Origin of the sequence: Bradyrhizobium sp. Ghvi, from assembly GCF_900115265.1 — a bacterium.
Classification (GTDB): Bacteria; Pseudomonadota; Alphaproteobacteria; order Rhizobiales; family Xanthobacteraceae; genus Bradyrhizobium.
Genome location: NZ_FOVU01000004.1, coordinates 119251 through 144853 on the forward strand (window position 1 = coordinate 119251; position 25603 = coordinate 144853).

26 protein-coding genes are annotated in these 25603 nt (G+C 64.2%); 10 read left to right on the plus strand and 16 right to left on the minus strand.

Translation table 11 applies throughout. The annotated features are described in order from the left end of the window. The first annotated feature begins 101 nt into the window (after positions 1-101). A complete protein-coding gene (locus BM374_RS15930; RefSeq protein WP_092293755.1) occupies positions 102-2009 on the plus strand; it encodes an acyl-CoA synthetase in 1908 nt (635 codons plus the stop codon). Between the two features lie 29 nt (positions 2010-2038). Here BM374_RS15930 and uraD read toward each other — a convergent pair whose 3' ends face one another. Genes uraD through BM374_RS15955 form a run of 5 tightly spaced genes read right to left on the minus strand, consistent with a single transcriptional unit; the run spans position 2039 to position 6749 of the window. Next, positions 2039-2929: a 2-oxo-4-hydroxy-4-carboxy-5-ureidoimidazoline decarboxylase gene (gene uraD / locus BM374_RS15935; RefSeq protein ID WP_092293757.1), complete on the minus strand. Its 891-nt coding sequence runs from the start codon at positions 2927-2929 to the stop codon at positions 2039-2041. Positions 2930-2941: 12 nt separating this feature from the next. Then, on the minus strand, positions 2942-3757 hold the full coding sequence (locus tag BM374_RS15940; protein WP_092293759.1) for an ABC transporter permease: 816 nt from the start codon (positions 3755-3757) through the stop codon (positions 2942-2944). Further along, positions 3744-4577 (minus strand): ABC transporter permease, encoded by an 834-nt coding sequence (locus BM374_RS15945; RefSeq protein ID WP_092293762.1) that lies wholly within the window; start codon positions 4575-4577, stop codon positions 3744-3746. Before BM374_RS15945 ends, BM374_RS15940 begins: the two co-directional genes overlap by 14 nt. A gap of 14 nt (positions 4578-4591) precedes the next feature. Further along, positions 4592-5653, minus strand: coding sequence for an extracellular solute-binding protein (locus BM374_RS15950; RefSeq protein WP_177248345.1), 1062 nt, complete (start codon positions 5651-5653; stop codon positions 4592-4594). 19 nt (positions 5654-5672) lie between these two features. Continuing rightward, complete coding sequence (locus BM374_RS15955) at positions 5673-6749, minus strand: ABC transporter ATP-binding protein (RefSeq protein WP_092293766.1); 1077 nt, start codon at positions 6747-6749, stop codon at positions 5673-5675. Between the two features lie 158 nt (positions 6750-6907). On the opposite strand from BM374_RS15955, the gene BM374_RS15960 reads away from it, so the two are divergent. Then, on the plus strand, positions 6908-7834 hold the full coding sequence (locus BM374_RS15960; protein WP_177248346.1) for a LysR family transcriptional regulator: 927 nt from the start codon (positions 6908-6910) through the stop codon (positions 7832-7834). A 66-nt stretch (positions 7835-7900) separates the two neighbouring features. Here BM374_RS15960 and BM374_RS15965 read toward each other — a convergent pair whose 3' ends face one another. Continuing rightward, positions 7901-9073, minus strand: coding sequence for a M20 aminoacylase family protein (locus BM374_RS15965; RefSeq protein ID WP_092293770.1), 1173 nt, complete (start codon positions 9071-9073; stop codon positions 7901-7903). 518 nt (positions 9074-9591) lie between these two features. Between BM374_RS15965 and BM374_RS15970 the strand changes: the two genes are divergently transcribed. Next, a complete protein-coding gene (locus BM374_RS15970; RefSeq protein ID WP_092293772.1) occupies positions 9592-10179 on the plus strand; it encodes a TetR/AcrR family transcriptional regulator in 588 nt (195 codons plus the stop codon). 33 nt (positions 10180-10212) lie between these two features. Here the strand turns inward: BM374_RS15970 and BM374_RS15975 are convergent, their stop codons facing one another. The 3 genes from BM374_RS15975 to BM374_RS15985 all read right to left on the minus strand — a co-directional run bounded on the left by BM374_RS15975 (position 10213) and on the right by BM374_RS15985 (position 12652). Beyond that, positions 10213-10509 (minus strand): hypothetical protein, encoded by a 297-nt coding sequence (locus tag BM374_RS15975; RefSeq protein WP_092293774.1) that lies wholly within the window; start codon positions 10507-10509, stop codon positions 10213-10215. A gap of 111 nt (positions 10510-10620) precedes the next feature. After that, positions 10621-11274 carry a response regulator gene (locus BM374_RS15980; protein ID WP_092293776.1) on the minus strand — a complete coding sequence of 218 codons (654 nt, stop codon included), beginning with the start codon at positions 11272-11274 and terminating at the stop codon, positions 10621-10623. 7 nt (positions 11275-11281) lie between these two features. Next, entirely contained in the window at positions 11282-12652 is a 1371-nt protein-coding gene (locus tag BM374_RS15985; protein ID WP_092293778.1) for a sensor histidine kinase, read from the minus strand. 184 nt (positions 12653-12836) lie between these two features. On the opposite strand from BM374_RS15985, the gene BM374_RS15990 reads away from it, so the two are divergent. The 5 genes from BM374_RS15990 (at position 12837) to BM374_RS16010 (ending at position 17191) form a co-directional block, all read left to right on the plus strand. Further along, positions 12837-13622 carry a MotA/TolQ/ExbB proton channel family protein gene (locus BM374_RS15990; RefSeq protein WP_092293780.1) on the plus strand — a complete coding sequence of 262 codons (786 nt, stop codon included), beginning with the start codon at positions 12837-12839 and terminating at the stop codon, positions 13620-13622. Continuing rightward, positions 13619-14305 carry a DUF2135 domain-containing protein gene (locus tag BM374_RS15995; protein ID WP_092293782.1) on the plus strand — a complete coding sequence of 229 codons (687 nt, stop codon included), beginning with the start codon at positions 13619-13621 and terminating at the stop codon, positions 14303-14305. The genes BM374_RS15990 and BM374_RS15995 overlap by 4 nt, the downstream gene beginning before the upstream one ends. Continuing rightward, a complete protein-coding gene (locus BM374_RS16000) occupies positions 14298-14903 on the plus strand; it encodes a hypothetical protein (protein ID WP_092293784.1) in 606 nt (201 codons plus the stop codon). Before BM374_RS15995 ends, BM374_RS16000 begins: the two co-directional genes overlap by 8 nt. Before the next feature lie 113 nt (positions 14904-15016). Beyond that, positions 15017-15757 (plus strand): metallophosphoesterase family protein, encoded by a 741-nt coding sequence (locus BM374_RS16005; protein ID WP_092293786.1) that lies wholly within the window; start codon positions 15017-15019, stop codon positions 15755-15757. After that, positions 15758-17191, plus strand: a complete 1434-nt coding sequence (locus tag BM374_RS16010) for a serine/threonine protein kinase (protein WP_092293788.1) — start codon at positions 15758-15760, stop codon at positions 17189-17191. 6 nt (positions 17192-17197) lie between these two features. On the opposite strand, the gene BM374_RS16015 is transcribed toward BM374_RS16010, so the two are convergent. The 4 genes from BM374_RS16015 to rpe all read right to left on the minus strand — a co-directional run bounded on the left by BM374_RS16015 (position 17198) and on the right by rpe (position 18564). Next, complete coding sequence (locus tag BM374_RS16015) at positions 17198-17389, minus strand: hypothetical protein (protein ID WP_092293791.1); 192 nt, start codon at positions 17387-17389, stop codon at positions 17198-17200. Between the two features lie 3 nt (positions 17390-17392). Then, positions 17393-17572 (minus strand): hypothetical protein, encoded by a 180-nt coding sequence (locus tag BM374_RS16020; RefSeq protein WP_092293793.1) that lies wholly within the window; start codon positions 17570-17572, stop codon positions 17393-17395. Positions 17573-17576: 4 nt separating this feature from the next. After that, positions 17577-17711, minus strand: coding sequence for a hypothetical protein (locus BM374_RS39975; RefSeq protein ID WP_283807081.1), 135 nt, complete (start codon positions 17709-17711; stop codon positions 17577-17579). A gap of 151 nt (positions 17712-17862) precedes the next feature. Next, complete coding sequence (gene rpe, locus BM374_RS16025; protein WP_092293795.1) at positions 17863-18564, minus strand: ribulose-phosphate 3-epimerase; 702 nt, start codon at positions 18562-18564, stop codon at positions 17863-17865. Between the two features lie 254 nt (positions 18565-18818). Here rpe and BM374_RS16030 point away from each other — a divergent pair, with 254 nt between their 5' ends. Then, positions 18819-19619 (plus strand): EF-hand domain-containing protein, encoded by an 801-nt coding sequence (locus tag BM374_RS16030; RefSeq protein WP_092293797.1) that lies wholly within the window; start codon positions 18819-18821, stop codon positions 19617-19619. A 152-nt stretch (positions 19620-19771) separates the two neighbouring features. Here BM374_RS16030 and BM374_RS16035 read toward each other — a convergent pair whose 3' ends face one another. Both BM374_RS16035 and BM374_RS16040 read right to left on the minus strand, forming a co-directional pair. Next, positions 19772-20770, minus strand: a complete 999-nt coding sequence (locus BM374_RS16035) for a P1 family peptidase (protein ID WP_092293799.1) — start codon at positions 20768-20770, stop codon at positions 19772-19774. A 181-nt stretch (positions 20771-20951) separates the two neighbouring features. Then, positions 20952-23732 (minus strand): PAS domain S-box protein, encoded by a 2781-nt coding sequence (locus BM374_RS16040; RefSeq protein ID WP_092293801.1) that lies wholly within the window; start codon positions 23730-23732, stop codon positions 20952-20954. Between the two features lie 265 nt (positions 23733-23997). Between BM374_RS16040 and BM374_RS16045 the strand changes: the two genes are divergently transcribed. Continuing rightward, positions 23998-24384, plus strand: a complete 387-nt coding sequence (locus BM374_RS16045) for a response regulator (protein WP_092293803.1) — start codon at positions 23998-24000, stop codon at positions 24382-24384. 74 nt (positions 24385-24458) lie between these two features. On the opposite strand, the gene BM374_RS16050 is transcribed toward BM374_RS16045, so the two are convergent. Next, the gene (locus BM374_RS16050; protein ID WP_092293805.1) at positions 24459-25577 is read right to left on the minus strand and encodes a branched-chain amino acid ABC transporter substrate-binding protein; all 1119 of its coding nucleotides are present in this window, start codon (positions 25575-25577) and stop codon (positions 24459-24461) included. Between the last annotated feature and the right edge of the window lie 26 nt (positions 25578-25603).

Consider the following 25603-nt stretch of genomic DNA (forward strand, 5'->3'; position numbering starts at 1 on the left):
ATTGTGGTCCCGCTCGACCGGTCATCGGTCGGGGCCCCGCCGACCCAAACGTCAAAACGACAGGCGGCAAGGGGACGACATCTGAGGGAGGACGGTATTCCATGGCGGGCATCCACGCGCTCGATCGCCTCATCGGCGATGACTATCCGGAGCTTTTGACGGACGAGGAGGTCCGGACCTTCGAGCAGGTCCCTTATGCCGATCGGGTCGCCGCCGAGAGCACCTACGATGCCATCAGGCTCGGTGCCGCGCGCAACCCCGACGGGGGAGCGCTCCAGTTTCTGCAAAATGCCGATCCGGCCGATACGCCTGTTGTGGTCACCTACCGCGACTTCATCGCGCGCGTCACGCAGGCAGCCAACATGTTTCATGTGCTCGGCGCGGAAAAGGGCGACGTCATCTCCTTCATGCTGCCGCTGCTGCCCGATGCTTTCGTGACGCTGTTCGGCGCCGAGGCCGCCGGCATCGCCAATCCCGTCAACCCGCTTCTCGAGCCGCACCAGATCGCGGAAATTCTGGAAGCTGCGAACACGAAAATCCTGGTCGCGCTTGGGCCGATGCCGGGCACCGACATCTGGCAGAAGGTCGAGCAGATCCGGCCGCAACTCAAGCATCTCAAGGCGATCGTGCAGGTGGCGGGTGGCGGTGATCCCGCCAACGGAATCTTCGCGTTCAGTGATTTGATCAAGCAACAGCCGTCGGACCGGCTTGTCAGCGGGCGCAAGATCGCGGGCCACGACATCGCCGCCTATTTCCACACCGGCGGCACCACCGGCACGCCGAAATTGGTACGGCACACCCATGCCAATCAGGTCTATCAGGCCTGGGCGCTCAACCTGCTGCTGAAGTCGAAGCCCGGCGCCAACTTGCTGTTCGGCATGCCCCTGTTTCACGTCGGGGGATCACTGACGCAGGTGCTGCTGACGCTGTCGAGCGGTGGTTCGCTGGTGGTGTTGTCGCCGAGCGGCTGGCGCAATCCGAACGCGGTGAAGAACATCTGGGGGCTGGTCGAGCGCTTCAAGCCGGAGGCGTTGTCGAGCGTGCCGACCGTTCTGGCCGCAGCTCTTTCGGTGCCGCCTGGCAATTCCGACATCTCCAGCCTGAAATACGCGGCCGGCGGTGGCTCGGCGATTCCCGTTGCGGTCGGCTCGGCGATTCAGGAGAAGCTCAAGCTGCCCGTGGTCGAGGTCTACGGCATGACGGAGACGTCGAGCGTGCACACGCTCGCCTATCCGTTGCGGCCGATCCGGCTCGGCTCGGTCGGCCTGCCCATGCCTTACTCGCGGGTGCGCATCGTGCAGCTCGATGCCGACGGCAATTTGATCCGCGACTGCAAACCCGACGAGATCGGCGTCGTCATCATGGCCGGCCCCGGCGTGTTCGGCGGCTACCTCAACGACGCCCACAACAAGGGCGCCTTCGTCGACGGGGTCTGGGTGAATTCCGGTGATCTCGGCCGGTTAGACGCCGATGGTTATCTCTGGCTCACGGGCCGCGCCAAGGATCTCGTGATCCGCGGCGGGCACAACATCGATCCCGCGCCGATCGAGGAGATCATGTTCCGCCATCCCGCTGTCGGCTTCGCTGCGGTGGTCGGCCAGCCCGATGCCTATGCCGGTGAGCTGCCGGTGGGCTATGTGCAGTTGAAGCCGGGCGCAAAGGTCGAGCCCGGCGAGCTCGAGGCATGGGTGCGCGAGCGCACGCCGGAACGTGCCGCTGTACCGGTGCAGGTCATCCCGATCGACCCGATGCCAGTGACCGGCGTCGGCAAGGTGTTCAAGCCGCAGCTGCGCTGGGACGCGGCACAGCGCGTGTTCACCAAGGTGCTGGCGCACCTCGTTGAGCGCGGCATCGATTGCAAGGTGAAGGTCGGTGCCCATGGCAGCCACGGTTCGATCGCCACAGTGACGCTGGCAGGTTTGCCTGCGGACCAGCGCGAGGCCGTGGCGGCCGAGGTGCATGCGCTGCTCGCGCCGTTCGTGATGCGGCATGAGGTGGTGCAGGCGTAGGTGAAGGCGGGGCTGGCTTCGGCGTTGCCTCAACTGCCGCGATAAGTCGAGTAGCTCCAGGGCGTGACCAGGAGCGGCACGTGCAGGTGCTGCTCCGGTTCCGAGACGCTGAAGCGCAACGGAATGACATCGAGGAATGGCGGGTCACTCAGCGGCACGGCACGGCCGGCGAAATAAGCGCCGGCCTGAAAGCGCAGCTCGTACGTGCCGATCGGCACGGGCCGTCCCTCGATCGGCTCGGGGCTGGTGCGGCCGTCGGCGTTGGTGACGAGGTCTGCGATCAGGCGCTCCTCGCCATGGCGGGACAGCTCGACCAGGTTGAACTTCATGCCCCCGGCTGGCAGTCCGCGATGAGTGTCGAGGACGTGGACCGATAGCGTGCCGTGGACCGCCAGCGGCTCCTCACTCGCGATCATGCTGGCAAGACGAAGGCTTGCGATGCGCGCGATCTCGGTCAACGCCTCTTTTTCCTCCTGCGCGGGGTCGTTGTTCAGCCGGCGCGCGAAGGCGTCGAGGATCGAATCCTTGGTGTGGCGGCGCACGCAGATCATGAAAGGAAAGCCGAACTTCGCCTTGTAGGCGTTGTTCAGCTGCTCGAACATTGCGAACTCGATGTCCGATAACCGGTCGAGGCCGGCGCCGTCCTGCTCGTGTGTCGAATGTGCAGTCAGGCCCCGCGCGCGCTGGGCCTTGTTGGCAAGGTCGGGATGAGCGCGGATCAGCTTGAGCCGCTGTTCAGCGGGCGCTCGCTCGATCGAAGCGAGCATCGCATCGCGCAACGCTGCGAGGTTCTTGTACGGCCGCCGCGCAGCGGCTGCCTCCGCGACCCAGGGCGAATATTCGAATATCTCGCCGAGCGCAGCGGCGAAATCGGCCGTGCCGGCGCGGTTGAGGCCGTCGAGCGTGAGTTGTCCGGGCACGAAAATCTCCGTTCAGTGCATCTGCCGGGTCAGCCCGGCAAAGCGTTCGGCGAGCAGCATCAGGATCAGGGTGGCGATCACGATCGCGCCTGACGCGGCCGCAGTGCGGACGTCGAGATTGGTCTCGATCTGTTGCCAGAGGTGAATCGGCAGCATCTCGGTGCGTTCGTCGGCGAGGAATAGCGACACCGGAACGTTGTCGAAGGACGCCATGAAGGCGAGAAAGGCGCCCGCGCCAATGCCGGGCCCGATCAGCGGCAGGGTGATACGGCGAAACGTCGTCAGGCGATCGGCGCCGAGACTCTCGGAGGCCTCGAGCAAACTGGCGTCGAGCTGCGACAGGGAGGCAAGGGTCGTTCTCAGTACGAAAGGCACGCAGACGATGCCATGGCCGAGCACGAGGAGGGGAACGCTCGGCGAGAGGCCGAGCCTATTGATGAAGATCAGCGCGGCAAAGCCGAATGACAGCGCAGGCAGGAGCAGCGGCGACATGAACAGCAGGTCCGCCGCGCGCATCAGTGGGGAGCGGCTGCGCGCGATCGCGAGCGCTGCGGCCGTGCCGCATATGCTCGACAACAGCGTGGTCCAGAAAGCCACGATCAGGCTGTTCAGTCCTGCGCGCTGCATCTGGTCGGCGTCGAGCAGCGCGACATACCAGCGCAACGAGAACCCGGGCGGCGGAAAGCGCAGGGATTGCGATGAGGTGAGCGAGGTCAGCAGCACGACGGCGGTAGGCAGCACCAGGAACAGCAGGGCGATGGCCGCAAGCAGCCCGAACACGAGCTTGAGCGACAGGGCTTCCCAGCGGATTCGTCTACGCCCGGCCATGAATCTCGCTCCTGCGACCGATGGCGCCGAGCACGCCGACGACGATCATCACCGTGATCATGAAGATGATCGACAGCGCTGCGGCAAAAGGCCAGTTATTGGCGCCGACCGCCTGCTGGTAGATGTTGAGCGGCATATAGATCAGCCGCGCGCCGCCGATCAGGGTCTGCGTGACGAAGGCCGTAATGCTCGCGGCGTAGGTCAGGATGCAGCCGGCGATGATGCCGGGCAGCGACAAAGGCAGCGTGATGCGGAAGAAGGTTCGCCATTCGCCGGCCCCGAGCACGCGCGATGCATCGCCAAGATTCGGGTCGAGCTTCGACAGCACGGTGAGGATCGGCAGCACCATCAGCGGCATCTGCACCTGGGCAAGCACCATCACGACACCAACCTCGGTATAGAGCAGTCGCAGCGGCTCGTTGCTGAGGCCGAGCCCCGTTACGATTTGGTTGAGCAGGCCCTGCCGTCCCAAAATCACGATCCAGGAAAAGGTGCGAACCACCACTGAGGTCAGGATCGGAAGGATGACCAGGAACACCAGCACGCTCTGCCAGCGTGCACCGGCGCTTGCGCAGAGCCAGGCGACGGGATAGCCGAACAACAGGCACACCAGCGTCGCCTTGACGCCGAGCAGGAGCGTGTCGATCAGGATCGAGTAGCTGAAGGGATCGCTGAAGAACTTCACGTAGTTGCCAAGCGTCCAGCCCTGCATGGCGATGTCGCCATGCAGGGACAGCAGCAGGAGGACCACGAGCGGCGCGACAAAGAATGCCGTGAATAGGGCAGCAAGGGGCAGGACGAGCCTGGAATCGGCTTCCATCGCCAGTGCTCTCCTTAGAGCTTGATCTCGCGGTTGAAACGATCGATCAGCGCGCCGCGCTGCGGATTGATCTTCTCCCAATTGATGGTGCGGATCTTGGCGACATCGTCGAGCGACTTGGCCAGCGACTTGGTGATGGCGCCCTCGAGCTTGACCTTCGCGTTGGTCGGAATGACGTCGTAGGGCGGCTTCAGCAGCTTCTCCTGGGTTGCTGCGGCGAGATGCAGGTCGATATATTGGACCGCAAGCTCGGGCTCAGCGGCGCCTGCGACGATGTGCAGGCTGGTCGACCAGCCGACCGGTCCAGTCGCCGGGATCGTGAACTCGACCGGCACGTCCTTGGCCTTGAGCGTCTGCACGAAGTTGAAATTATAGGGCGCGATATCGATCTGCTCCTGCTGCCACAGCGTCGCAAACGCGCCGAGATTGGCGCCGATCGCACCGACATTCGGCAGGAGCTGCTTCAGGAACTTGAAGGCCGGCTCGAAATTCTCATCGGTGCCGCCCTTGAGGCGGTTGATCTCGGCAAGGAAGGCGATGCCGAGCTGGCTGTTGAGCGCGGTCAGGCCGACGCGACCTTTGTATTTTGGATCGAGCAGATCGTTCCAGCTCGTCGGCGGAGTCTTGACCTTGTCGGGATTGTAGCCGAGGCCGATCACCTGCATGGTGATCTTCGGGCCCCATTTGTCCTGGGCAGTCGGCAGCAAGTCCTTGTAGTTGGGCGACTGCGCGATGGGATATTCCACGATGAGGCCTTCGCGGACCGCATCGATCACCTGGGGGGCGTCAAAGAACGCAACGTCGAATGGCGGCTTGTTGCCTTTGGCGGCAATGAGCCGCGATACCTGGTCGGTGCCGAGGATGATGGATTGCGTGACGGCGGCGCCGGTCAGTTGCTTGAACGCCGGTGCGATGACGTCGCGGTCCGCCTCGTTCCAGGTGCCGGGGAAGGTCGCCGCGATCAGCGTCTTGTTCTGTGCGTGCGCGAAGCGCGGCAGGCTCGCCGCGAGCGCGAGGCCGCCCGCGCTGCGCAAGAGGCGCCGGCGGTCGATCGTAACGGTCCTGAATGTCGTCATGGCGGTGTCCTCTCTGGGCTCAGGATGCGGGGAATACATGGCAGGCCGCCGGTGAGGCCGGCGCCAAATAAACGGTCGCGCCGACCTCTCGCAGCTCGCCCTCGGCATCGCGGGGCTCCGCGACCTTGAGCGAGGGGCCCCCGGTCAGCGCGACGTCGTAGACGACCTGCGCACCGAGCGGCAGCACCGTGGTGATGATCGCGGTGAAGACGCCATCGGACGGAGCTGGCTGGAAGCGCAACTGCTCAGGACGGATCGAGACGACGACCGCGTGCCCTTGTTGGAAGATCTTGTCAGGGCTGACGGGAAGAACGACTCCGTGCTCGAGCTGAACGGCGGAGCCGTCGATGAATTCGCCGCGCAGCACGTTGGTGGTTCCGACGAACTCGTTTACGAACAGCGTTTGCGGGGTGTCGTAGATGCCGGTCGGCGTCGAGATCTGCTCGATCCGCCCGCGCGACATCACGGCGATGCGGTCGGCCATCGACAGCGCCTCCTCCTGGTCGTGGGTGACCAGGATGGTGGTGATGCCGGATTGGCGCTGGAGGCGCTTGACCTCGATCTGCATGTCGAGGCGCAAATTCTTGTCGAGGGCCCCGAAGGGCTCGTCGAGCAGCAGGACTTTCGGATCGATGGCGAGGCAGCGGGCGAGCGCCACGCGCTGCTGCTGGCCACCGGACAGCTCGCGCGGCTTGCGGCCGGCGAATTCGCCCATATGGACGAGATCGAGCATCTCGGCGACGCGCTTGGCGATGCGCTCGCGCGACCATTTGTGCGCCTGAAGGCCGTAAGCGACGTTCTCGCCGACGCTCATGTGCGGAAACAGTGCGTAGTTCTGGAAGACGATGCCGACGCCGCGCTCTGCGGGCGACAGGGCATCGGCTATGCTGTCGTCGAACAGGACGCGGCCCTCGCTCTGTCGGATGAAGCCGGAGATGATCCGTAGCAAGGTCGACTTGCCGCAGCCGGAGGGGCCGAGCAGGGCGACGAGTTCGCCGCCAGCGATATCGAGGTTGATATCCCGCACGGCCGTGCTCGCGCCGAACCGGTGCGTGATGGCGTCGAGCCTGACCCGATGCGAGCGAGACGCAGTCATGAACGTTTTGCCTCAAAACCTGCGACGGGCACCTTGCAGTGGTCGAAGGAGATCACCTCAGCGCACATGTTCGGCTCAATCCCCCATTGCCGTCCAGCACAGAATAGGCAATTCTCCATACGCAAAATTAGAACGGGGTGCGGGCAGGTGCAGGTCACGTGAGAGGGTCGCTCGTTCCGGCGGCATTGCGCTACGCCGACCAGGTGGCGCGATCCGGATCAATCCAGAGCGCTGCCCGGGAAATGAATATCGCGGCTTCTGCCATCAACCGGCAGATCCTGCTTCTGGAGCGCGATCTCGGCGTCACCTTGTTCGAGCGCGTGACCGGCGGCATGCGGCTGACACCGGCCGGCGACGCGCTGGTGGCGCTGACGCGCCGTTGGCGCTCGGATGAGCGGCGGGCCAATGCCGAGCTCAAGCAGTTGCAGGGCATCAACCAGGGCCATGTGCGCCTCGTTGCGATGGACAGCCATGTCAACGGGTTCCTGCCGCGGTTCGTGGGTGAGCTGAACGAGCGCCATCCCCGTATCTCTCTCGAGATTCAGGTCGCCAGCACCGATGACGCGCAGACCGCGCTGCTGTCCGGAGCCGCCGATCTGATCGCCGCCTTCAATCTCAATCCGCATCGTGAGATCCATGTGCTGTGGCGCCGCGAGCTGCCGTTCGGCTGCATCGTCGCGCCGCACCATCCGCTGGCCCAGCGCAAGACCACCAGCATGCAGGAGGTGGCGGGTTATCCCATCGTTCTGCAAAACAAGGCATTGGCGATCAGGCGCTACCTCGAGGCACGCCACGGCTGGCTATTGTCTGAGGGGACGATCGAGACCAATTCGCTCCAACTGGTGAAGCGCCTCGCGAGGAGCGGTAACTACGTTGCTTTCACCTCCGAGCTCGATGCCGCCCCCGAACTCGTCAGCGGCGCGCTGGTGTTCGTGCCCGTACGCGACAAGGGTGCCGATCCGCAGACCGTGAGTGTGGCCATCGATGCGCGCAAGCCGTTCCCGAAGATCGCGCGAATCGTCGCCGACGGGCTTGCCGCCGGCATGGATGCGGATCTGCAAGATGTGCGTCGCCGCGCGTCCTGATGGCTCGGCAAACCGGCGCGAGGATGAACGGAGGTCGCCGCTGAAGTGCCGCCGCGACTTGCCTATCTAGCTCGCTGGCATCCGCGTCTCGATCAGGCGCGCCCAGAACGAGGCGCCGTGGCCCAGAATGTTATCGTTGAAGACATAGGCCGGGTGGTGGCACTCGTTGCCGTCGCCCATGCCGACCAGTACCATCGCGCCCGGGCGGGCTTCCAGCATGAAGGAGAAGTCCTCGGCGCCCATCATGGGGATGAACTTGTCGTTGACGCGGTCGGCGCCGACGATGTCACGGGCGACGTCGGCGGCAAGCCCGGCCTCGCGCGCATGGTTCATCGTCACCGGATACATCCGCGTGTATTTCGTCTCGGCCGAGCCGCCATAGGCGCGCGCAACGCTGTCGGCGACTTCGCCGATGCGGCGCTCGACGAGATCGCGCACCTCGGGGTCGAGCGTGCGCACGGTGCCGCCAAGCTCGGCGACTTCCGGAATGATGTTGAAGGCGGTGCCGGAGTGGAATTGCGTGATCGAGATGACCGCGGACTTCAGCGGATCGACGTTGCGCGCCACGATGGATTGCAGCGCATTGACGATTTGCGAGCCGATCAGCACGCTGTCGACGGACTTGTGCGGACCGGCGCCGGCGTGGCCGCCCTTGCCGTGGACCGTGATCTGGATGTTGTCGGAGGACGCGAGCATCGCCCCGGGCGTGGTCGCGAAATGGCCTTCGGGCAGACCGGGCATGTTGTGCATGCCGTAGACCTCCTGAATGTTCCAGCGTGTCATCAACCCGTCCTCAACCATGGCCTTACCGCCGCCGCCACCTTCCTCGGCGGGCTGGAAGATCAAAACCGCGGTGCCGTCGAAATTGCGCGTCTCGGCGAGGTATTTGGCGGCGCCTAGCAGCATCGCGGTGTGGCCGTCATGGCCGCAGGCGTGCATCTTGCCGGGAACCTTGGAAGCGTAAGGCACGCCCGATGTCTCCATGATCGGCAGCGCGTCCATGTCGGCGCGCAGGCCGATGGTCTTACCGGAGGCCGACTTGCGGCCGCGGATCACGCCGACGACCCCGGTGCGTCCGATGCCCGTCACCACCTCGTCGCAGCCGAACTCGCGCAAGCGGTCGGCGACGATGCCGGCGGTGCGGTGGACTTCGTAGAGCAGCTCGGGGTTCTCATGGAAGTCATGGCGCCAGGCGGCCATTTCGTCGGAGAGGGCAGCGATGCGGTTGACGATCGGCATGAGGTTGGTCCGTTTCTTGTTCGTGGGGCGGGCAGGCAGCGTAACCCGCCGCGATGCCGGGGTGAAAGGCGGATTGCGCTGTGCCAGTTCGCCTCAGGGGTGAGGGGCAGTGGTCCGGTCGGCAGATGGCCTCAAATATTAACTGTCAATCACGGATCATTGACTGACAGATATTGAAATCTGTCATCGAGACGTGTATATCCGTCTCCGGACGCTCCGATTGGGCGTCCCGTGGCTACCTCCAGGGGGAGCCCGACATCCGAAGATACCGCTCGGATCGAGGGTCGTCATTGAAGGGCGAGGGCCGCGGACGAATGGAGACTTAAGACAATGACGACCGAAATCATCAACTTCACCGGGACGATTGGGCATTGGCTCAATTTACTGGTCGCGCGCCAGATCGCGGCGCAGGCTGCAAAACTGTCTCATTAAGGCGAGAGCTTTCCGAAACGACCGGTAGGGACGCTTCGGAAGCAGCTCCATCGCCGGATGAACCCGAATGGGAACAAGGTGCTGGCATGAACGAAGCCGTTATCCTGACGCCGGAGCGGATCCTCGAAGTCACCGAGGACGTCTTGCGGCGCTACGGACTTGCCAAGGCCACGGTGGTCGACGTTGCCCGTGCGCTCGATGTGAGCCACGGCAGCGTCTATCGCCATTTCCCAAGCAAGGCCTCGCTGCGCGAGGCCGTCGCCAAACGTTGGCTGGACCGCATCGACGCGCCTCTCCTGGCGATCGCCGAGGAAAAGGGTCCTGCGCCTGACAGGCTCGACCGCTGGCTGCGCACCCTGTTCGCGGCCAAGCGTTCGCGCGTGCTCGACGACCCCGAGATGTTCGAGACCTATCTGACGCTGGCGCGCGAGGCGTGCGCGGCAGTCAAGTGCCACAAGGACACCATGATCGACCAGATCGCGGCGATCCTGGCCGACGGTGTCAAGCAGGGCGTGTTTGCCGTGGACGACGTGAGGGTTACTGCGCGGGCGATCTTCGACGGCACCTGCCGCTTTCACCACCCGGCCCATGCCGATGAGTGGAAGGATGCGGAGTTACCGGCCCGCGTCGATGCGACGCTCGCGCTGCTGTTGCGCGGGTTGAAGGCCCATTAGACCGCGGCGACTGTTCGATACAGGCTGCGGCAATCAACCTCTCGCCTTGTGAAGAAGAGCGGCATCGTGAGCCGATGACGAAGAATTTCGCGTGCGGAAAGCGCCGTTGGACGATGGCACGACCGGCGGGCTTTCGGGATACGCATTGACGGCGATTTCGACGTCGTCCTTTGACCGCTTGCGAAGGCGCTCGAATGCCAGCTCCTGATCGAGCATGGGGCAACGGAAGTGGACGACGGCAGTATCGGGAAGGCGGCAGAGCTCGTCGATGAGCTCTCCGACCGTGATGATCTGGGGATGGGCGACTGTCTTGTGGTGACCCTTGTTCATGACCTTCTACTCCTCACTCAGTCGTCAACCGGAATGGAATAGCCTCCGTTCCAATCCGCCCGGCAGATCGGAGAATTTCATGGTATTCCAGCCTATGCGGCAGTTCTGCTGCTAGATCCTGGTCAGTCCGCAAGCCGCCGCGAGCCGCACCAGCTGCGCGTCCGTGCGCGCGCCGGTCTTGGTCTTGATGAGATAGTGATAGTTCTGGACCGTCTTGACGCTGAGATTGAGATGCATCGCGATCTGCTCGGTGGTGGCGCCGCCGGCAAACTGCCGCAAGATCTCGATCTCGCGCTCGCCCAATTGATCCAGCGCTGATCCGGTCGGCGAGAGGCTGTCCTCGGCCAGCACATGGGCGATGTCGTCGCTCATGGCGCGCTCGCCGCGTGCGACGCCGCGAATGGCATTGACGACGGCGGTTGGCGCGCTGCTCTTGGTGACGAAACCGGAAGCGCCGGCATTGAAGGCGGCTTTCACCAGCACGGCCTCGTTGTGCATGGTGAAGACGAGGATCCGCGCCCGCGGACTGCGTGCGCGGATGTTGCGGATTGCCTCCAGCCCGCTGGCGCCCGGCATCGAGATGTCCATCACGATGATGTCCGGGTCATGCGTCTTGAAGGCGGAGTAGGCGTCGGCGGCGTTGTCGGCCTCCGCCACGACATGGAGATCGCCTTGGCTTTCCAGCACGCGCCGGTAGCCTTGGCGGACGATCGGATGGTCGTCGACCAGCAGCACCGAGATGCCTGTTGCTGCGACCTCGCTCATGACGGCCTCACGCGGCGAGCGGAATCGTTGCGGCAATGCTGAGGCCGCGCCTTGCAGACAGGATCGACAGCGAGCCGCCGGCAGCCGTCACCCGCTCGCGGATGCCGGTGAGGCCGAATCCGGCCGACCGTTCCACGCACGCCGCATTGCCGCCGCCATCGTCTTCGACATGGATCAGAAGCGCATCGTCCTCGCCCGGGCGCCGCTCGATGCGCAACGAGATCTCGCTGGCCACACCGTGCCGCAGCGCATTGGTCAGGCATTCCTGCGCGACCCGATAGGCGGTCGTTGCGGCCGGGCCGCTGATGTCGGTGAGGTCGCCTTTGAGGTCGAGCTGGATCGTCGGCTGCGTCGCGCTCTGCGAGCGCCAGCTGTCGACGAGGTTGACAAGGCTGGCTTCCAGCCCGAGCTCCTCGGGCAGGGGATTGCGCAGGCGCTTCAGTGCATCGCGCAGCGAAGCCATCAGATGGTGCGTGGCCTGCGAGATCATGCGCGCGTCCTGCGCGATGCCGTGATCGTTGCCGTGCTGCGCGCTCGCCGTCTCGATCGTATTGGCGAAGGCGAGGACGGCCGAGAGATTTTGCCCGAACTCGTCATGCAGCTCGCGGGCGAGCGCGCGCCGCTCGTCGTCGCGGATCCCGATCAGGCGCCGCGTCAACGCCGCGCGCTGATCGGTGGCCTCTTCAAGCCGGCTGGCGAGCGCATCGACGGCCGCTCCGATCATCGTCAACTCCATGGAGCGGAAGCGCGGCAATTTTGTGCGATACTGGCCGCGTGCCATGCGCTGCAGGGCCAGCACGATGGCGCGCGCCGGCGCCAGCGTGTGCGCGATCGCAAGCGAGGCGAGCAGGGCAATCGCCGCCGCCATCAGCAGCGCGACGTCGATCACGTTGAGAATGTACTCCCAGGCGAGCGAAATCGAAGCTGATTGATCCGGCGTCGCCACCACTGTTCCAGCGGCGGCGGCGCGCGGGCTGACCGGCCGCACCACCTCGGCGTGGCTGCCGAGGAAGGTCGGAACGATGGACGCGAACCAGCGTGGCGGCGTCCGGCCGATCCCCTGGCTCTGGCCGCATAGCGGCTTTTCAAAAGCTGCCGCCGGTTGGAACTCGACGCAGACGCCGGGCGAAATCAGCTTCATCGTCTCCAGCGTGCGCCATTCCGGAACGGGCACGAGATGCTCGCGCATTCTGTTGCTGCGCAGCAAGAGTTCATGCCAGTACAGGCCCTGAAGCGCCTGCGCGACCCGCTGCGCGGACGCCGCAGTCGCCCGGTCGACGCTGCGATAGGCATCGAAGGTGGCCCACATGGTCGCCGCGCCCAGGCACAGCGCAACGATGAGAAGCAGACGGGCGACAAGCTGAAGCACGAGGCGCATGCGATCACCCCAAAGTTTGGTAAGCTCAGCCTAACAACGCGGCCGAGGCTTGCCAATTGCGGGGTTGGGCCAGATTGCAGCTCGGGCAAATTTCCCAAGCTCCATTGGGCATGAGTCTTTGGACCCGGCATCGCGGTTTTGATCTAATCGGGACGGAATCGTTCGAGGTCAGGAGCAGCGCAGCATGAGTTCAATGACGATTGGACCGATCGCAAACAGCCCGACCGACCCATCCGAGCGCAGTGCGCTCTTGTTCTGGATGATCTTCACCGGGCTCTCGATTTTCGCCGTGGTGCTGCTGTGGCGGTTCGGCCTGATCCATCTGATGTTGACCTCGGACCGAACCTACATTTCGAGCGTGATCGCGGTGCTCTATCTCGTCACCTGCGGCCACTGCTTTCTGCGGACACGTGCGATTGCGCGCGAGGGTGCGGCGGCGCGACGCTGCCGGGGGGTGCTCGCCGCGCCGGATGGCAGCAAGGCGCTCGACGCGCACGCGTCGGGCCTGCCGCGCGGGCTGGTGCGGGACCACATCGAGAGCCTCGTGACCAAGGCCGCCGCGCAGGATTATCGCCCGGTCGATCAGACGCTGCTGCTGCGGACGCTCGCTGATCGCCTGCGCGGCTCCAACGGGTTCGGCGCGTTCGTCTCTGACACGCTGATGAAGCTCGGCCTGCTCGGCACCATCATCGGCTTCATCATCATGCTGGCCCCGATCGCCGGGCTGGACGCCGCCGACAAGGTCGCGATGCGCTCCTCGATGGGGTTGATGAGCGATGGCATGGCCGTCGCGATGTACACGACCTTGGCGGGTCTGGTCGGCTCCATCCTGGTCCGCATCCAGTACTACATGCTGGATGCGGCAACCCAGCGGGTGTTCTCCGATGCCGTGGTCCTGACCGAGACCTATGTGACGCCCGTTCTCGAACGCCGAGGCGCTGGAGTCAAAGGCGCCGGATCGTCGCCATGATGGATGATTTCGGTCTCTATCCGCGCGAGGAGCAGTTCGATCCGCTGGGCGTGATGCTGTTCAAGGCGCTCCAGGTGGTCGCGTTCCTGTTCTTCCTTGCGCTGCTCGCGGTCTCGCCCGATGCCAAGGACGGCAAGATCGACTCCAAGGCCGAGTTCATGATCACGCTGGACTGGCCGGACAATCACCCTGACGATCTCGACCTGTTCGTGCAGGACCCCGCCGGCAACATCGCCTGGTATCGCCATCGCGAGGCCGGCTTTCTCACGCTCGACCGCGACGACAGAGGCGGAGCCAACGACTTCATCATGGTTGCCGGCAAGAAGATCGCTTCGCCGATCCGCGAGGAGATCGTGACGCTGCGCGGCATCGTCCCCGGCGAGTACACCGTCAACGTCTCGCATTTCGTCGCGACGACGGGCGAACCGGTGACGGCCAACGTGAAAGTGCAGAAGCTCAACCCGACCGCGCAGGTGATCTTCGACAACAAATTCACGCTCGATCATACCGGCGATGAGAAGACTGCGGTGCGGTTTCGGCTCGATGCCGAAGGCAAGGTCATCGATGTCAACCAAAGGCCGAAATCGCTGATGGAGACTTTTCGCAGCACTTGGCGCAACGGGGCCGATCTCGACCCGAGGACCGGCGTGAGCAGGAACGCTACGAGAATTCGCCGTGATTAATTTGCAGACGGTCATCCTCACGCTTTCGGTCGCCTATGCCGTGATCGGCGCGCTGCTGCTGGTCGTGCTGGTCTATGCACGGCTGCACTGGTCGCTGAAGGCGGTCGCGGTGATCGTGACCAGCGCTTTCTATATCGTCAGCTTCACGGAAATGCGCGGGCTGCTCGGCTGGGCCAGCACCGACCGGCTGCCCACTGCCTTCAAGCTGCTCAAGGCGCGGATCGTCGAGCCGCATTCGCTGGAGGGGGATCCCGGCTCGATCTATCTCTGGGTCGAGGAACTCGACGAGGACCACCGTCCGAGCGGCATCCCGCGCGCTTTCCGCGTCCCCTACAACGATGGTCTGGCCGAGAAGACCCATGCCGCGGAGAACGAGATCGCGGCCGGCCATCCGCAGGGTGGGCGCGCGGCCGACTTTGGCGGCGGTGAGGGCAGCCTGATCGACATGGTCCGGGAATATGTGACTCCCAAGGCCATCCTGGAAACCAGTGGCGGCGATTCCTCGACGGGGGAATTCAATGCTCCACCCGCCGGCGCTCAAGGCGCCGCCTTCACGCCGCTGCCACCGCCCCGTATGCCGCCGAAAGACGAGCAATAGGCTCCATTGCCGTCGGTCTTGCGCTGGCCAACTGCCCCGCGCTGGCGCATCTTGTTGACCTTCCTCAAATTGGCTTTATCGGCTTCCAATAAGAATTTGAGGGTGGAGGGTGCGTGCTTCTCGCTGTCTTCTCGGATATCCACGGCAACCGGCAGGCGTTCGAGGCGTGCCTGAGGGTGGCCCGCGCCAGGGCTGCGGAGCGGTTCATCCTGCTCGGCGACTTCGTCGGCTATGGCGCCGATCCGGAATGGGTTGTGGACACCGCCATGGATCTGGTCGCTCATGGCGCCATCGCCGTGCGTGGCAATCATGACGAAGCCGTCAACACGACCTCCGAGAACATGAACAACGACGCGCAGATCGCGATCGAGTGGACGCGCGGGCGGCTCGACACGGCGCAGCGGCGGTTCCTGGCCGAGCTGCCGATGCTGGTGGAGGACGGCGATCGTCTGTTCGTGCACGCCGAGGCTTCGAGCCCGAAGCGCTGGAATTACGTTCGTTCGACCACGGATGCTGCCAAGAGCCTGATCGCGACGCCGTCCCACGTCACCTTCTGCGGCCACATCCACCGGCCCGCGCTCTATTCGATGTCGGTGACCGCGAAGATGACGAGCTTCGTGCCCAAGACCGACGTGCCGGTACAGCTCCTGCGCGGGCGGCAATGGCTCGCCGTGCTCGGCTCGGTCGGCCAGCCCCGCGATGGCGATCCCTCTGCGTCCTTCGTGCTGTTTGACACGGTATCGTGCCAGATCACCTATTGCCGTGTGCCCTATGACATCGCGAGCGCGGCGAACAAGATCCGCGAGAACGGCCTGCCGCCCTGGCTCGCCGACCGACTGTCGCAGGGACGCTAGATGCCTAAATCCCTGATCAAGTCGGGCGCCGTCATCGACGGCTACACGATCGGCGAATGCGTCCATGCCGGCGGCATGGCGACGCTGTGGACCGTCACCCATCCCGGCATCGAGGCGCCGCTGCTGATGAAGGTCCCGCGGGCTTCGGAAGGCGAGGATCCTGCAGCGATCGTCTCGTTCGAGATGGAGATGATGATCCTGCCGAGGCTCGCAGGTCCCCACGTGCCGCACTGCTACGGCACCGGCGATTTCGCGCGCCAGGCCTATGCCGTGATCGAGCGCATTCCCGGGACCACGCTCTACAAGCGGCTGCCCGATCTTCCGCTGCCCTACGAGGAGGCGCGGCTGCTGGTCGCGAAGATCGCGGCCGCGCTCGCCGATCTGCACCGGCAAAACGTGATCCATCACGACATCAAACCGAGCAGCGTCATGTTTCGCGAGAGCGGGGATGCCGTGCTGATCGATTACGGCCTGTCGCATCACGACCATCTGCCCGATCTGTTGCAGGAGGAGTTCCGCCTGCCTTACGGCACCGCGCCCTATATGGCGCCGGAGCGCCTTTTGGGTGTGCGCGACGATCCGCGCAGCGATCTGTTTTCGCTCGGGGTGCTGCTTTATTTCTTCACGACAGGCGAGCGCCCCTTCGGCGAGGGCGAGACGCTGCGCGCGATGCGGCGAAGGCTGTGGCGCGATCCGCACCCCCCGCGAAGCTTGCGCGCCGACTATCCGCCGTGGCTCCAGGAAGTGGTGCTGCGGTGCCTGGAGATCGAGCCGGTCTGGCGCTATCCGACCGCGACCCAGCTCGCCTTCGATCTTGCCCATCCCGATCAGGTCAAGCTGACCGCGCGTTCGGAGCGGCTGAAGCGCGATCCCCTCTCCGTCGCGTGGCGCCGCCGCTTTAATCCGGATGTCAAGCAGCCGCGGGCGAAGTCGGATGTGGCGGAACAGATCGCTTCGAGCCCGATCCTTGCGGTCGCGCTCGACACGGTGGAGGGTACGCCCGAGCTGAACGAGGCGCTGCGCGTCACGACCGAGCGCATCCTGGCGACGTTGCCGTCGGCGCGGCTCGCCTGCGTCAATGTGCTCAAGCTCAACCGCATTGCCATCGACAAGACGTTGGACGAGCAGGGCTCCAACAAGCATATCGACCGGCTGGTCGCGCTCCGGCACTGGGCGGCGCCCCTGAAGCTGGACGAGAGCCGACTATCGGTTCATGTGCTGGAGGCGGTCGATCCTGCCGCCGCGTTGCTGGAATTCGCCGAGGTCAACCAGGTTGACCATCTCATCGTCGGCGCGCGGCAGAGTTCGTTCAGGCGCACGCTGCTCGGCAGCGTCTCGGCCAAGGTCGCCGCGGAGGCGACCTCCACCGTCACCGTGGTGCGGCCGCCGCGGATGGCTGCGGCGAAACCGGGCGCCGGCGTGGTGTGGGGCTAGGAAAAATCAAGCCGCGTGAGCGGTATGGATCGCGCGCTTGCGGCGGATCGGCCAAGCGAACTGAGGGCCGGTCTCGCCGTGGTCGGCATGGCCGCCGAAGTACTGGATGATCTCGCGGCAGGGTTCGCAGGCAAAGAGGTTACGCGACGCGGCTGCCTTGGCCATTTCCTTGAGACAGTTGGGGCAGTGCGGTTTCATGGTTCAATCCGGAAAAGAGAGTCTCAGTGTCGGCGTTGCGAGGCGAATGCCGGAGCCGGCATCCTTGTCGAAGGCACGATCGGTACGCTTGAGGCGACCGAAGAAATAATCGAGGTTCGGATGCGGACGACGGGGAATGCGGCAGCGGCGCTTCGGCAGGCGCTTGACCAGGGCGATCTGCATGGCGTCAGCCCCGGTCGCGGCGGATGACACGCGCGGAGCGCGCCGGGACCTTTTCCGGTCCGGCCGATGGGCCAAACACAACAAACGCACTGAAACCGATCCACAACGCTACGCCAGTCCAAACCAGGGTCGTCGTCATGATGTGCTCCCGTCAAAAGCAGGCAGGAGCTAGTAGCGGTGATTTGCGCGAATCAGTGAAGACCGGATGAGTACGGATCGTGATTGCAATTTTAGGCAATGCGCTCCGTAAAAACCGCGGCTTTTTCGGCGCTTGCGCAGCCCGGTGCAGCTCAGATCGCTTCGCCGCGTGCGCCGAGGGCCGCGTTGCGGATCGCTGCAATATTGTTCTTGTAGGCCTCGAGCGTGCCGCCTTTGAACACGGAGGTGCCGGCGACGAAGGCGTTTGCGCCGGCAGCTGCGAGCGCACCCGCGACATCGGGGCCGACGCCGCCATCGACCTCGATGTCGATGGGTCGGCCAGCCGTCATCGCGCGGATATCGCGGATCTTGCCGATCGCGGACGGAATGAAGGCCTGGCCGCCGAAGCCGGGATTGACCGACATCACCAGCACGAGGTCGACCAGGTCGAGCACGTATTCGAGGACGCTGATCGGCGTGCCTGGATTGAGCGAGACGCCGGCCTTCTTGCCGAGCGCGCGGATCGCCTGCAACGAGCGATGCAGATGGGGACCCGCCTCGGCATGCACGGTGATGTGGTCGCAGCCGGCCTTGGCGAAGGCTTCGAGATAGGGGTCGCAAGGCGAGATCATCAGATGCGCATCGAACACCTTCTTGGTGTGCGGGCGCATCGCCTTGATGACATCGGGGCCGTAGGAGATGTTGGGGACGAAGTGTCCATCCATGACGTCGAGATGGATCCAGTCGGCGCCGGCCGCATCCACCGCACGAACCTCCTCGCCGAGCTTGGAGAAGTCCGAAGCCAGGATCGAGGGCGCGATTGCCAGGGGGCGGGGGGCGAAGGCTTGGGTCATGACGCGGTTTCCCGAAGGCGGTATAGGGACTGATAGCTTCGCCTAACATGGGCCTCCCAGCCGGGCAATGCAGGCGGGGTAAGCTTGCTGTGGGCGGAAAATTCTGCCGTCGCCGGCATGAATTGCCGATGTTCCCGCAGCCTGCAAGACGCGGTCGAGCCCGATTTCATTGAGCTTTTCGCGCTGGCATGACGCTTGCTGACCTCGTCCAGGGAACATTGGCCGCGGCATGCCGCAAGGGTTGGAGTAGTGCAATGTTGTTTGCGCTTGGCGCCGTATCGAGTGCGCTTGATGCTATTCAGTCGCTGACGAGTTCGAAGTCGTCCTCGACCCAGCAAACCGGTGCATCGCATCGCGCATCGACCAATCCCTTTGCGATCGACAGCGACAACGCTGCGACGAGCAACGCGGCCTCGTCGGTCAATGCGGGAAAACATCCACAGATCTCGCCGGAGACAATGAACGCGTTGTTTGCGGCGCAGAGCCAGTCGACAGGTTCGACCAGCTCCACATCATCGAGCGCGACGACATCGACGTCGAATGGCCGAGACGCTGCTCTGAAGGACCTGTTCTCGCTAATCGATGCGGACGGCGACGGCAAGATCACCAAGTCCGAATTCGAGAACGCGCTGGGCGCCGGCGGCACCAACCTCGCGCAGGCCGACGACGTGTTCTCCAAGCTCGATAGCAATTCCGACGGCAGCGTCAGCCTGGATGAGATGTCGAAGGCGCTGAAGCCCGGTCATCACGGCCACCATCACGCGCAAGGGGCGAGCGGGTCGGGCGACGTCGCCGGTGGCGGCTCGGATTCCGCTTCGTCGCAGTCCAGCGGCGGGTCGACAGCGACCACGACGACCAATGCCGACGGCTCAACCACGACGACAGTCACCTATGCCGACGGCTTCAAGATGTCGACGACGGTGCCCGGCGCCTCCAGCTCATCAAGCGCGTCAGGCGGTGGCCATTCGCCCTATGACTGGTTCGGTCAGATGATGCAGCGCCAGGCTCAGAGCGCAGCGGGGTCCGCCGCCTCATCGATGTCGATGAGCGTGTGAGCCCATTGATGCTGTCATGCCCCGCGAAGGCGGGGCATCCAGTATGCCGCGGCTTCTCGGTTCAATTACGACATTCTCTGGAATACTGGATCGCCCGGTCTTCGCCGGGCGATGACACCTGACTGACTTGGGGAGAAAACAACGCGCTCTCCTTAGCAGCCGAACCGGTCTTTCCACGCCGGCTGAGCGCCGGGGAACGGCAATGCGGTCGCGCTGTAGACGCCGCGGGCGATGGCGCGGGCGACCACGTTGGCGGCGACCATCCCGAGCTCGGTCATGCCGACGATCGGATCGATCGGCTTTGCACCTGTCGCGGCCGCGAACAGCACGTCACCATCGGTCGGAGCATGGACGGGGTAGATCGCGCGGGCGAAGCCGGTGTGCGCAATCATTGCCAGCCGCCTGGCCTGAGGCTTGGTCAGCACTGCATCGGTGACGAGGACGCCGATCGTGGTGTTCTCGCGCTCGGTTGCGGCTGGGCCACCCTTGATGCGCATCCTGAGCATGTCGTCGGTGAATTTGTCAGGCAGTCCGCGGCCGCCGAACTCGCCGTCGACCTCGAACGGCGCCGCCCAGAACCACGGTCCGTCGCCGACGGTGGCGCTTCCGACCGCATTGACCGCGATGATCGCCGCGACCTTGACGCCGTTGGCGGTGACAGCGGATGCCGAGCCGAGTCCGCCCTTGAATGTCGCGGTGGTGGCACCAAAGCCCGCGCCGACGCTGCCGAGTGCAAACTCCGTCCCGGCGGCGACCGCCGCGGCATAGCCGAGATCGCGATAGGGCGCGAAGCGGCCCCAGCCCTTGTCGCCGCCATTGAGCAGATCGAACAGGATCGCCCCCGGCACGATGGGGATCAGCGCCTCGCGGACGCGGAAGCCGCGACCCTGCTCGGCGAGCCAGGCCTGGACGCCGCCGCCAGCTTCGATTCCGAAGGCCGAGCCGCCGGACAGCGCGATTGCGTCAACGCGTTCGACCGTGCTGGCGGGATCGAGCAGGGCGTCCTCACGCGTACCGGGGCCGCCGCCGCGAATGTCGATCGCCGCCACCGCCGGCTGGTCGAACACGATCGCTGTCGTGCCCGAGGCGAGCCTCGCATCATGGGCATGGCCGACTCGGACGCCGGCGATATCGGTGAGGAGGTTTTTCAAGGGCGACACTCCATGCGCTGCAGCAGAATCCGGAAAAGTGCGAAGCGGTTTTCCCTCGCGACAAACGCGCAACTCGTTTGCGCGGAGATCATGCTCAGACAACGATCTGAAGCGCGATGTCGCTTCGACCAACATCGCATCGCGCTTCGGGCCTCAGCGATAGCGCACGCCGGCGTCCCGCTCAACTCGACAGCGCCATCCTGAGCATCTTGGCGAGCTCCGACTTGCGGTAGGGCTTGGCCAGCAGCAGCACGCCGGAATCGAGCCGGCCGTGATGGACGATGGCGTTTTCCGTGTAGCCCGAGGTGAACAGCGTCTTCAGATCCGGTCGCCGCCGCGCCGCCTCGTCCGCGAGCTGGCGGCCGTTCATGTTGCCGGGCATGATGACGTCGGTGAAGAGCAGGTCGATGTCCTTGTCGGCGTCGATGATGACCAGGGCTTCGGCCGCGTTGGCCGCTTCGAGCGCGGCATAGCCGAGGCTCTTGATCTGGGTCACGACATATTGCCGCACCAGCGCGTCGTCTTCGACGATCAGGATCTTCTCGTCGCCGCCGGTGATGGGCACGTTCTGCAGCGCCTCGTACTCGGTCTCCTGCACGCCGGTGGACCGCGGCAGGTAGATCTTCACGCTCGTGCCGTGGCCTTCCTCGCTGTAGATCTTGATATGGCCGCCGGACTGTTTGACGAAGCCGAACACCATGCTGAGGCCGAGGCCCGTGCCCTTGCCGACCTCCTTGGTGGTGAAGAAGGGATCGAACACCCGCTCGAGCAGCTCGGCCGGAATCCCCGAGCCGGTGTCGCTGACCGCGATCATCACGTAATTGCCGGCAACGACATCGGGATTCATGCTGGCATAGCCGTCGTCGAGAAAGATGTTGCGGGTCTCCAGCACCAGAGTGCCGCCATCGGGCATGGCATCGCGCGCGTTCAGTGCGAGATTAAGGATCGCGGTCGAGAGCTGGCCCGGATCGATCAGGGCGGGCCAGGCATCCTCGGTGAGCTGCGGCAAGATGGTGATCTGCTCGCCGAGCGTCGGATGCAGCAGCTTGGCGGCTTCGAGCACCAGCGCATTGACGTCGATCTCGCGCGGCTGGAGCGGCTGCTTGCGGGCGAAGGCAAGCAGGTGCTTGGTCAGCTGCGCGCCGCGCTCGGCGGCATCGTCGATCAGCTTGGTGATGGCGGCAAGCTGGGGCCGGTCGGCGACCGCCTCCGACAGGATCCCGATCGTGCCGGTGATGACGGTGAGCACGTTGTTGAAATCGTGGGCGACGCCTCCGGTCAACTGGCCGATCGAATCCATCTTCTGGACCTGCCGGAGCTGGGCCTCTGCGGCCTGCTTGTCGGTGAGGTCGCGGCCGATGAAGAAATGGCGCTTGACGGGCTCCGACCAGGTGCCCATCCAGTTCAGCGACACCTCGTGGCCGTCATAGTGATAATAGCGCGCCTCGAAGCTGCGCTTGACCGCGCCACGTCGCGCCGCGCGCATCTCGCCCCGCGTCTTCTCGAGGTCATCAGGATGGATGAATTCGGTGGCGCTATGCCCGATCATGTCCTCCGGATTGAAGCCGAGGATGTCCTTCACGCTCGGGCTGACCTGGATGAACTTGCCGTAACCATCGGTCACCAGGATCAGGTCCTGCGAGGTCTCGAAGATGCGCTGGCGCTCTTCGATCTCGCGGCGCAGCTTTTCTCGCGACTGCTTCTCCTCGGTGATGTCGTGGGCAATCTTGGAGACGCCGATGATCTCACCGCTGGCTGATTTCAGCGGAGATATGTTGAGCACGAGGTCGATCGGGCGGCCGTCCTTCCGCACACGGACGGTCTCGTGCTGGGCAATCGATTCGTTGCTGGTGACGCGGTTGAGGATGCTTCTGACTTCGGCCTTGCGATCTTCCGGGACGATTATCTCGATCGATTTGCCGATGGCCTCTGCGGCCGAATAGCCGAACAGGCGCTCGGCGGCTTTGTTCCAGCCCGTGATGATGCCGTCGAGGGATTTCGTGATGATGGCATCGTTGGAGGACTCGACGACGGCGCCGTAGAGCGCGAGGCGTTTGCTATAATAGTCGCGTTCCGAAGCCGACTGCTCGCGCAGCCGGCCAACGAGTCCCATCGTGCTCGCCTGGAGGCGAACGTTTTCGATCAAGAGCACGGCAAGCACGAAGCTCGCGGCGCAAAGCCCGTAGAGACGGCCGGCGTAGAAGCCGAGATCGTAGCGGACGACGTTGACGATCGCCGACAGCGCGATATCGAACAGCCAGGCGCACATCGTGACCATGAGCCAGATGTCGATCACCGTGTGCGGCTTGCGGAGCCACAGCGTGACCAATGCCGCGAAACTCAACGACCAGACGAACGCCACGACGGCGATCATGGTGGTGGTGTAGCGAGCGTCTCTCAGCAGCACCGGCAAGAGATCGTGCTGCGCGGTGACGAACCAGGCAATTACCGCCATCGCCGCGACCACGCCAAGGACGATCGGCACGATCACACGCGCGGTCGATCCCTCGATCTTGCTGTCGCCGTTGTCGTCCTTGAGCCACCCATATGCCAGTACAAACAGCGGGAACCCGCCGTGCCAGATCATGTAGAGCCAGACTGTGGTCTGTGGGCCGGCGCCCAGCAGTCCGGTCGGCGCGAACAAGCCTGGGAAGGTGAGGGCGTGGGTCACCGCCGCCGCTGCGGTGAACAAATAGCCGGTCGACAGCAGCAGCAGCGCGCGGCTGCGCAGGACCGAGAATTGCGACAACAGCAGAACCGCGGTGATGATGTCGTTGACGGCAAGCGCCGATTGATAGCTGGCCACGAAGGCCGGCACCGGGGTCAGGGGGATTCCCGCGAAGGGGACAGCCAGCGCAAACAGGATCGCGGAGACAGCGACGATCGCCAGTGCTGCAGTGCGATCGTTCTGCGCGGCAGGTAAGGTGGAAAGAAATGTGCTTCGGTCGTTCTTTGCGTGCACGTTGACCTCTCGCTGGGTCCGTCATGGGTAGTCCGCGCGACTTCGTTTGGCCGGCTGCCTTGGCCTCCATGGTAACCGGCTCCGGGCGCTTATCCCGAGGAGATACGCCGACGACTCAACCGAGGGTTACAGCTTACTTAACTTGGGCAGGGAATCGGAATAGGGAATCGGTAAGATTGGCTTTACTGGAAGTCCCCCATACTGCCGTGGCGCACAACGCCGTTGAATTGAACCAATTAATGATGTGAATCCGGGAGTTGTTCCCATGCCCCGTGTCCTTGTTGTCGATGACCAGAAGGACGTGCGCGCGATGGTTTCGATCGTTCTTCGGGTCAACCGTTATGACGTAGTCGAAGCGGACAGCGGCGGGGCCGGCCTGAAGGCCTTTGGCGAAGATGTTTTCGACGCGGCGATTGTTGACATTTTCCTGACCGACACCAGCGGTATCGATGTCATCGCCGCTATCCGCGAGCGAGCTCCCGGATTTCCGGTCGTGGCCGTGTCAGGCATGACGGCGCTGGATTTCATCGGCGAAGCCCCCGGTCTTGACGGCGTGATCTGCCTGCAAAAGCCGTTTCGGCCGAACGAATTGTTGCAGGCCCTCCGAAAGGCGCAGGAAGCAGCGGGCGGGGAACTGTCCGCCGCCGTCTGATCGGGGCCAAAAGAAAACGCCCCGGCGGACCGGGGCGCTCACATCAATCCAGTTAAAGGGTCAGGCGTCCTGTCTTAGGTGCCGTTGGCGTTGAGCTCAGCGTAGCCACCCTTCGCGTCCCATTTGTAGACGACATAGTCGATCTGCTTGATGTCGCCCTTGGCGTCATATTCGAGCTGGCCAAGGACCGTATCCCACTTGCCTGCCTTGATGGCCGCCATGACCTTCTTGGCATCAGTGGTGCCGGCCTTCTTGGCCGCCTGCGACCAGACCTGCATCGCCGCGTAGGTGTAGAGGGTGTAGCCCTCAGGATCGATACCCTTGGCCTTGAAGGCCTCGACGATCTTCTTTGCGGTCGGCTTGTTGCGCGGATCGGGACCGAAGGTGAACAGCGTGCCTTCGCCGGCCGGACCCGTGATCGAGGCGTATTCCTTGTCGGCCAACGCGTCGCCCGACATCAGGATCGTCTTCATGCCCTGGTCGCGCATCTGGCGCAGAATGAGGCCGGCTTCCTGGTGATAGCCGCCGACATAAACGAGGTCGATATTCTCTTTCTTCAGACGCGAGACGATCGCGTTGAAGTCCTTGTCGCCCTTGTTGTAGGACTCATTGAGCTTCTCAGTGATGCCGGCCTTGTTGAGCGCCTTCTTGGTCTCGTCGGCCAGACCCTTGCCGTAGGTGGTCTTGTCGTTGAGGATCGCGATGTTCTTGCCCTTGAAGTTCTTGGCGATGTACTGGGCCGCGATCAGGCCCTGCTGATCGTCACGGCCGCAGACGCGCGCCACGTTCCAGAGCTTGCGCTCGGTGAACAGAGGGTTGGTCGAGGCGGGCGTGATCTGGAGGACGTTACCGTCGGCGTAGGCTTCCGAAGCCGGGATCGACGACGACGAGCAGAAATGGCCGGCGACGAACGGGATCTTCGCACCCGCGATCTTTTCGGCGACTGAGCGAGCCTGCTTCGGATCGCACGCGTCGTCCTCGGAATCGAGCACCAGCTTCTTGCCGGCAACGCCGCCGGCAGCATTGATGTCGGCCACCGCCAGTTCGGCGCCGTTCTTCATCTGGCGGCCAAAGGCGGATTCGGTGCCGGTCAACGGGCCGGCGACCGCGATGGTGATGTCGTCTGCGAACGCCGCCGTCGACAGCGCGACCGACGCGCCAAATGCCAGACCGATGAGTTTCAGTGATTTCATGAGATACCTCGCGGGGTGATCGCCTG

Bases quoted from the DNA above. Each gene is read 5' to 3' on its own strand.
- rpe (WP_092293795.1), bottom strand. From the start codon at position 18,564: ATGACCCAAGCCTTCGCCCCCCGCCCCCTGGCAATCGCGCCCTCGATC.
- BM374_RS15975 (WP_092293774.1), bottom strand. From the start codon at position 10,509: ATGAACAAGGGTCACCACAAGACAGTCGCCCATCCCCAGATCATCACG.
- BM374_RS15970 (WP_092293772.1), top strand. From the start codon at position 9,592: ATGAACGAAGCCGTTATCCTGACGCCGGAGCGGATCCTCGAAGTCACC.
- BM374_RS15985 (WP_092293778.1), bottom strand. From the start codon at position 12,652: ATGCGCCTCGTGCTTCAGCTTGTCGCCCGTCTGCTTCTCATCGTTGCG.
- BM374_RS15995 (WP_092293782.1), top strand. From the start codon at position 13,619: ATGATGGATGATTTCGGTCTCTATCCGCGCGAGGAGCAGTTCGATCCG.
- BM374_RS15965 (WP_092293770.1), bottom strand. From the start codon at position 9,073: ATGCCGATCGTCAACCGCATCGCTGCCCTCTCCGACGAAATGGCCGCC.
- BM374_RS15945 (WP_092293762.1), bottom strand. From the start codon at position 4,577: ATGGAAGCCGATTCCAGGCTCGTCCTGCCCCTTGCTGCCCTATTCACG.
- BM374_RS16020 (WP_092293793.1), bottom strand. From the start codon at position 17,572: ATGCAGATCGCCCTGGTCAAGCGCCTGCCGAAGCGCCGCTGCCGCATT.
- BM374_RS15980 (WP_092293776.1), bottom strand. From the start codon at position 11,274: ATGAGCGAGGTCGCAGCAACAGGCATCTCGGTGCTGCTGGTCGACGAC.
- BM374_RS15955 (WP_092293766.1), bottom strand. From the start codon at position 6,749: ATGACTGCGTCTCGCTCGCATCGGGTCAGGCTCGACGCCATCACGCAC.
- BM374_RS15950 (WP_177248345.1), bottom strand. From the start codon at position 5,653: ATGACGACATTCAGGACCGTTACGATCGACCGCCGGCGCCTCTTGCGC.
- BM374_RS15990 (WP_092293780.1), top strand. From the start codon at position 12,837: ATGAGTTCAATGACGATTGGACCGATCGCAAACAGCCCGACCGACCCA.
- BM374_RS16030 (WP_092293797.1), top strand. From the start codon at position 18,819: ATGTTGTTTGCGCTTGGCGCCGTATCGAGTGCGCTTGATGCTATTCAG.
- BM374_RS15930 (WP_092293755.1), top strand. From the start codon at position 102: ATGGCGGGCATCCACGCGCTCGATCGCCTCATCGGCGATGACTATCCG.
- BM374_RS15940 (WP_092293759.1), bottom strand. From the start codon at position 3,757: ATGGCCGGGCGTAGACGAATCCGCTGGGAAGCCCTGTCGCTCAAGCTC.
- BM374_RS16045 (WP_092293803.1), top strand. From the start codon at position 23,998: ATGCCCCGTGTCCTTGTTGTCGATGACCAGAAGGACGTGCGCGCGATG.
- BM374_RS39975 (WP_283807081.1), bottom strand. From the start codon at position 17,711: ATGACGACGACCCTGGTTTGGACTGGCGTAGCGTTGTGGATCGGTTTC.
- BM374_RS16010 (WP_092293788.1), top strand. From the start codon at position 15,758: ATGCCTAAATCCCTGATCAAGTCGGGCGCCGTCATCGACGGCTACACG.
- BM374_RS16015 (WP_092293791.1), bottom strand. From the start codon at position 17,389: ATGAAACCGCACTGCCCCAACTGTCTCAAGGAAATGGCCAAGGCAGCC.
- BM374_RS16050 (WP_092293805.1), bottom strand. From the start codon at position 25,577: ATGAAATCACTGAAACTCATCGGTCTGGCATTTGGCGCGTCGGTCGCG.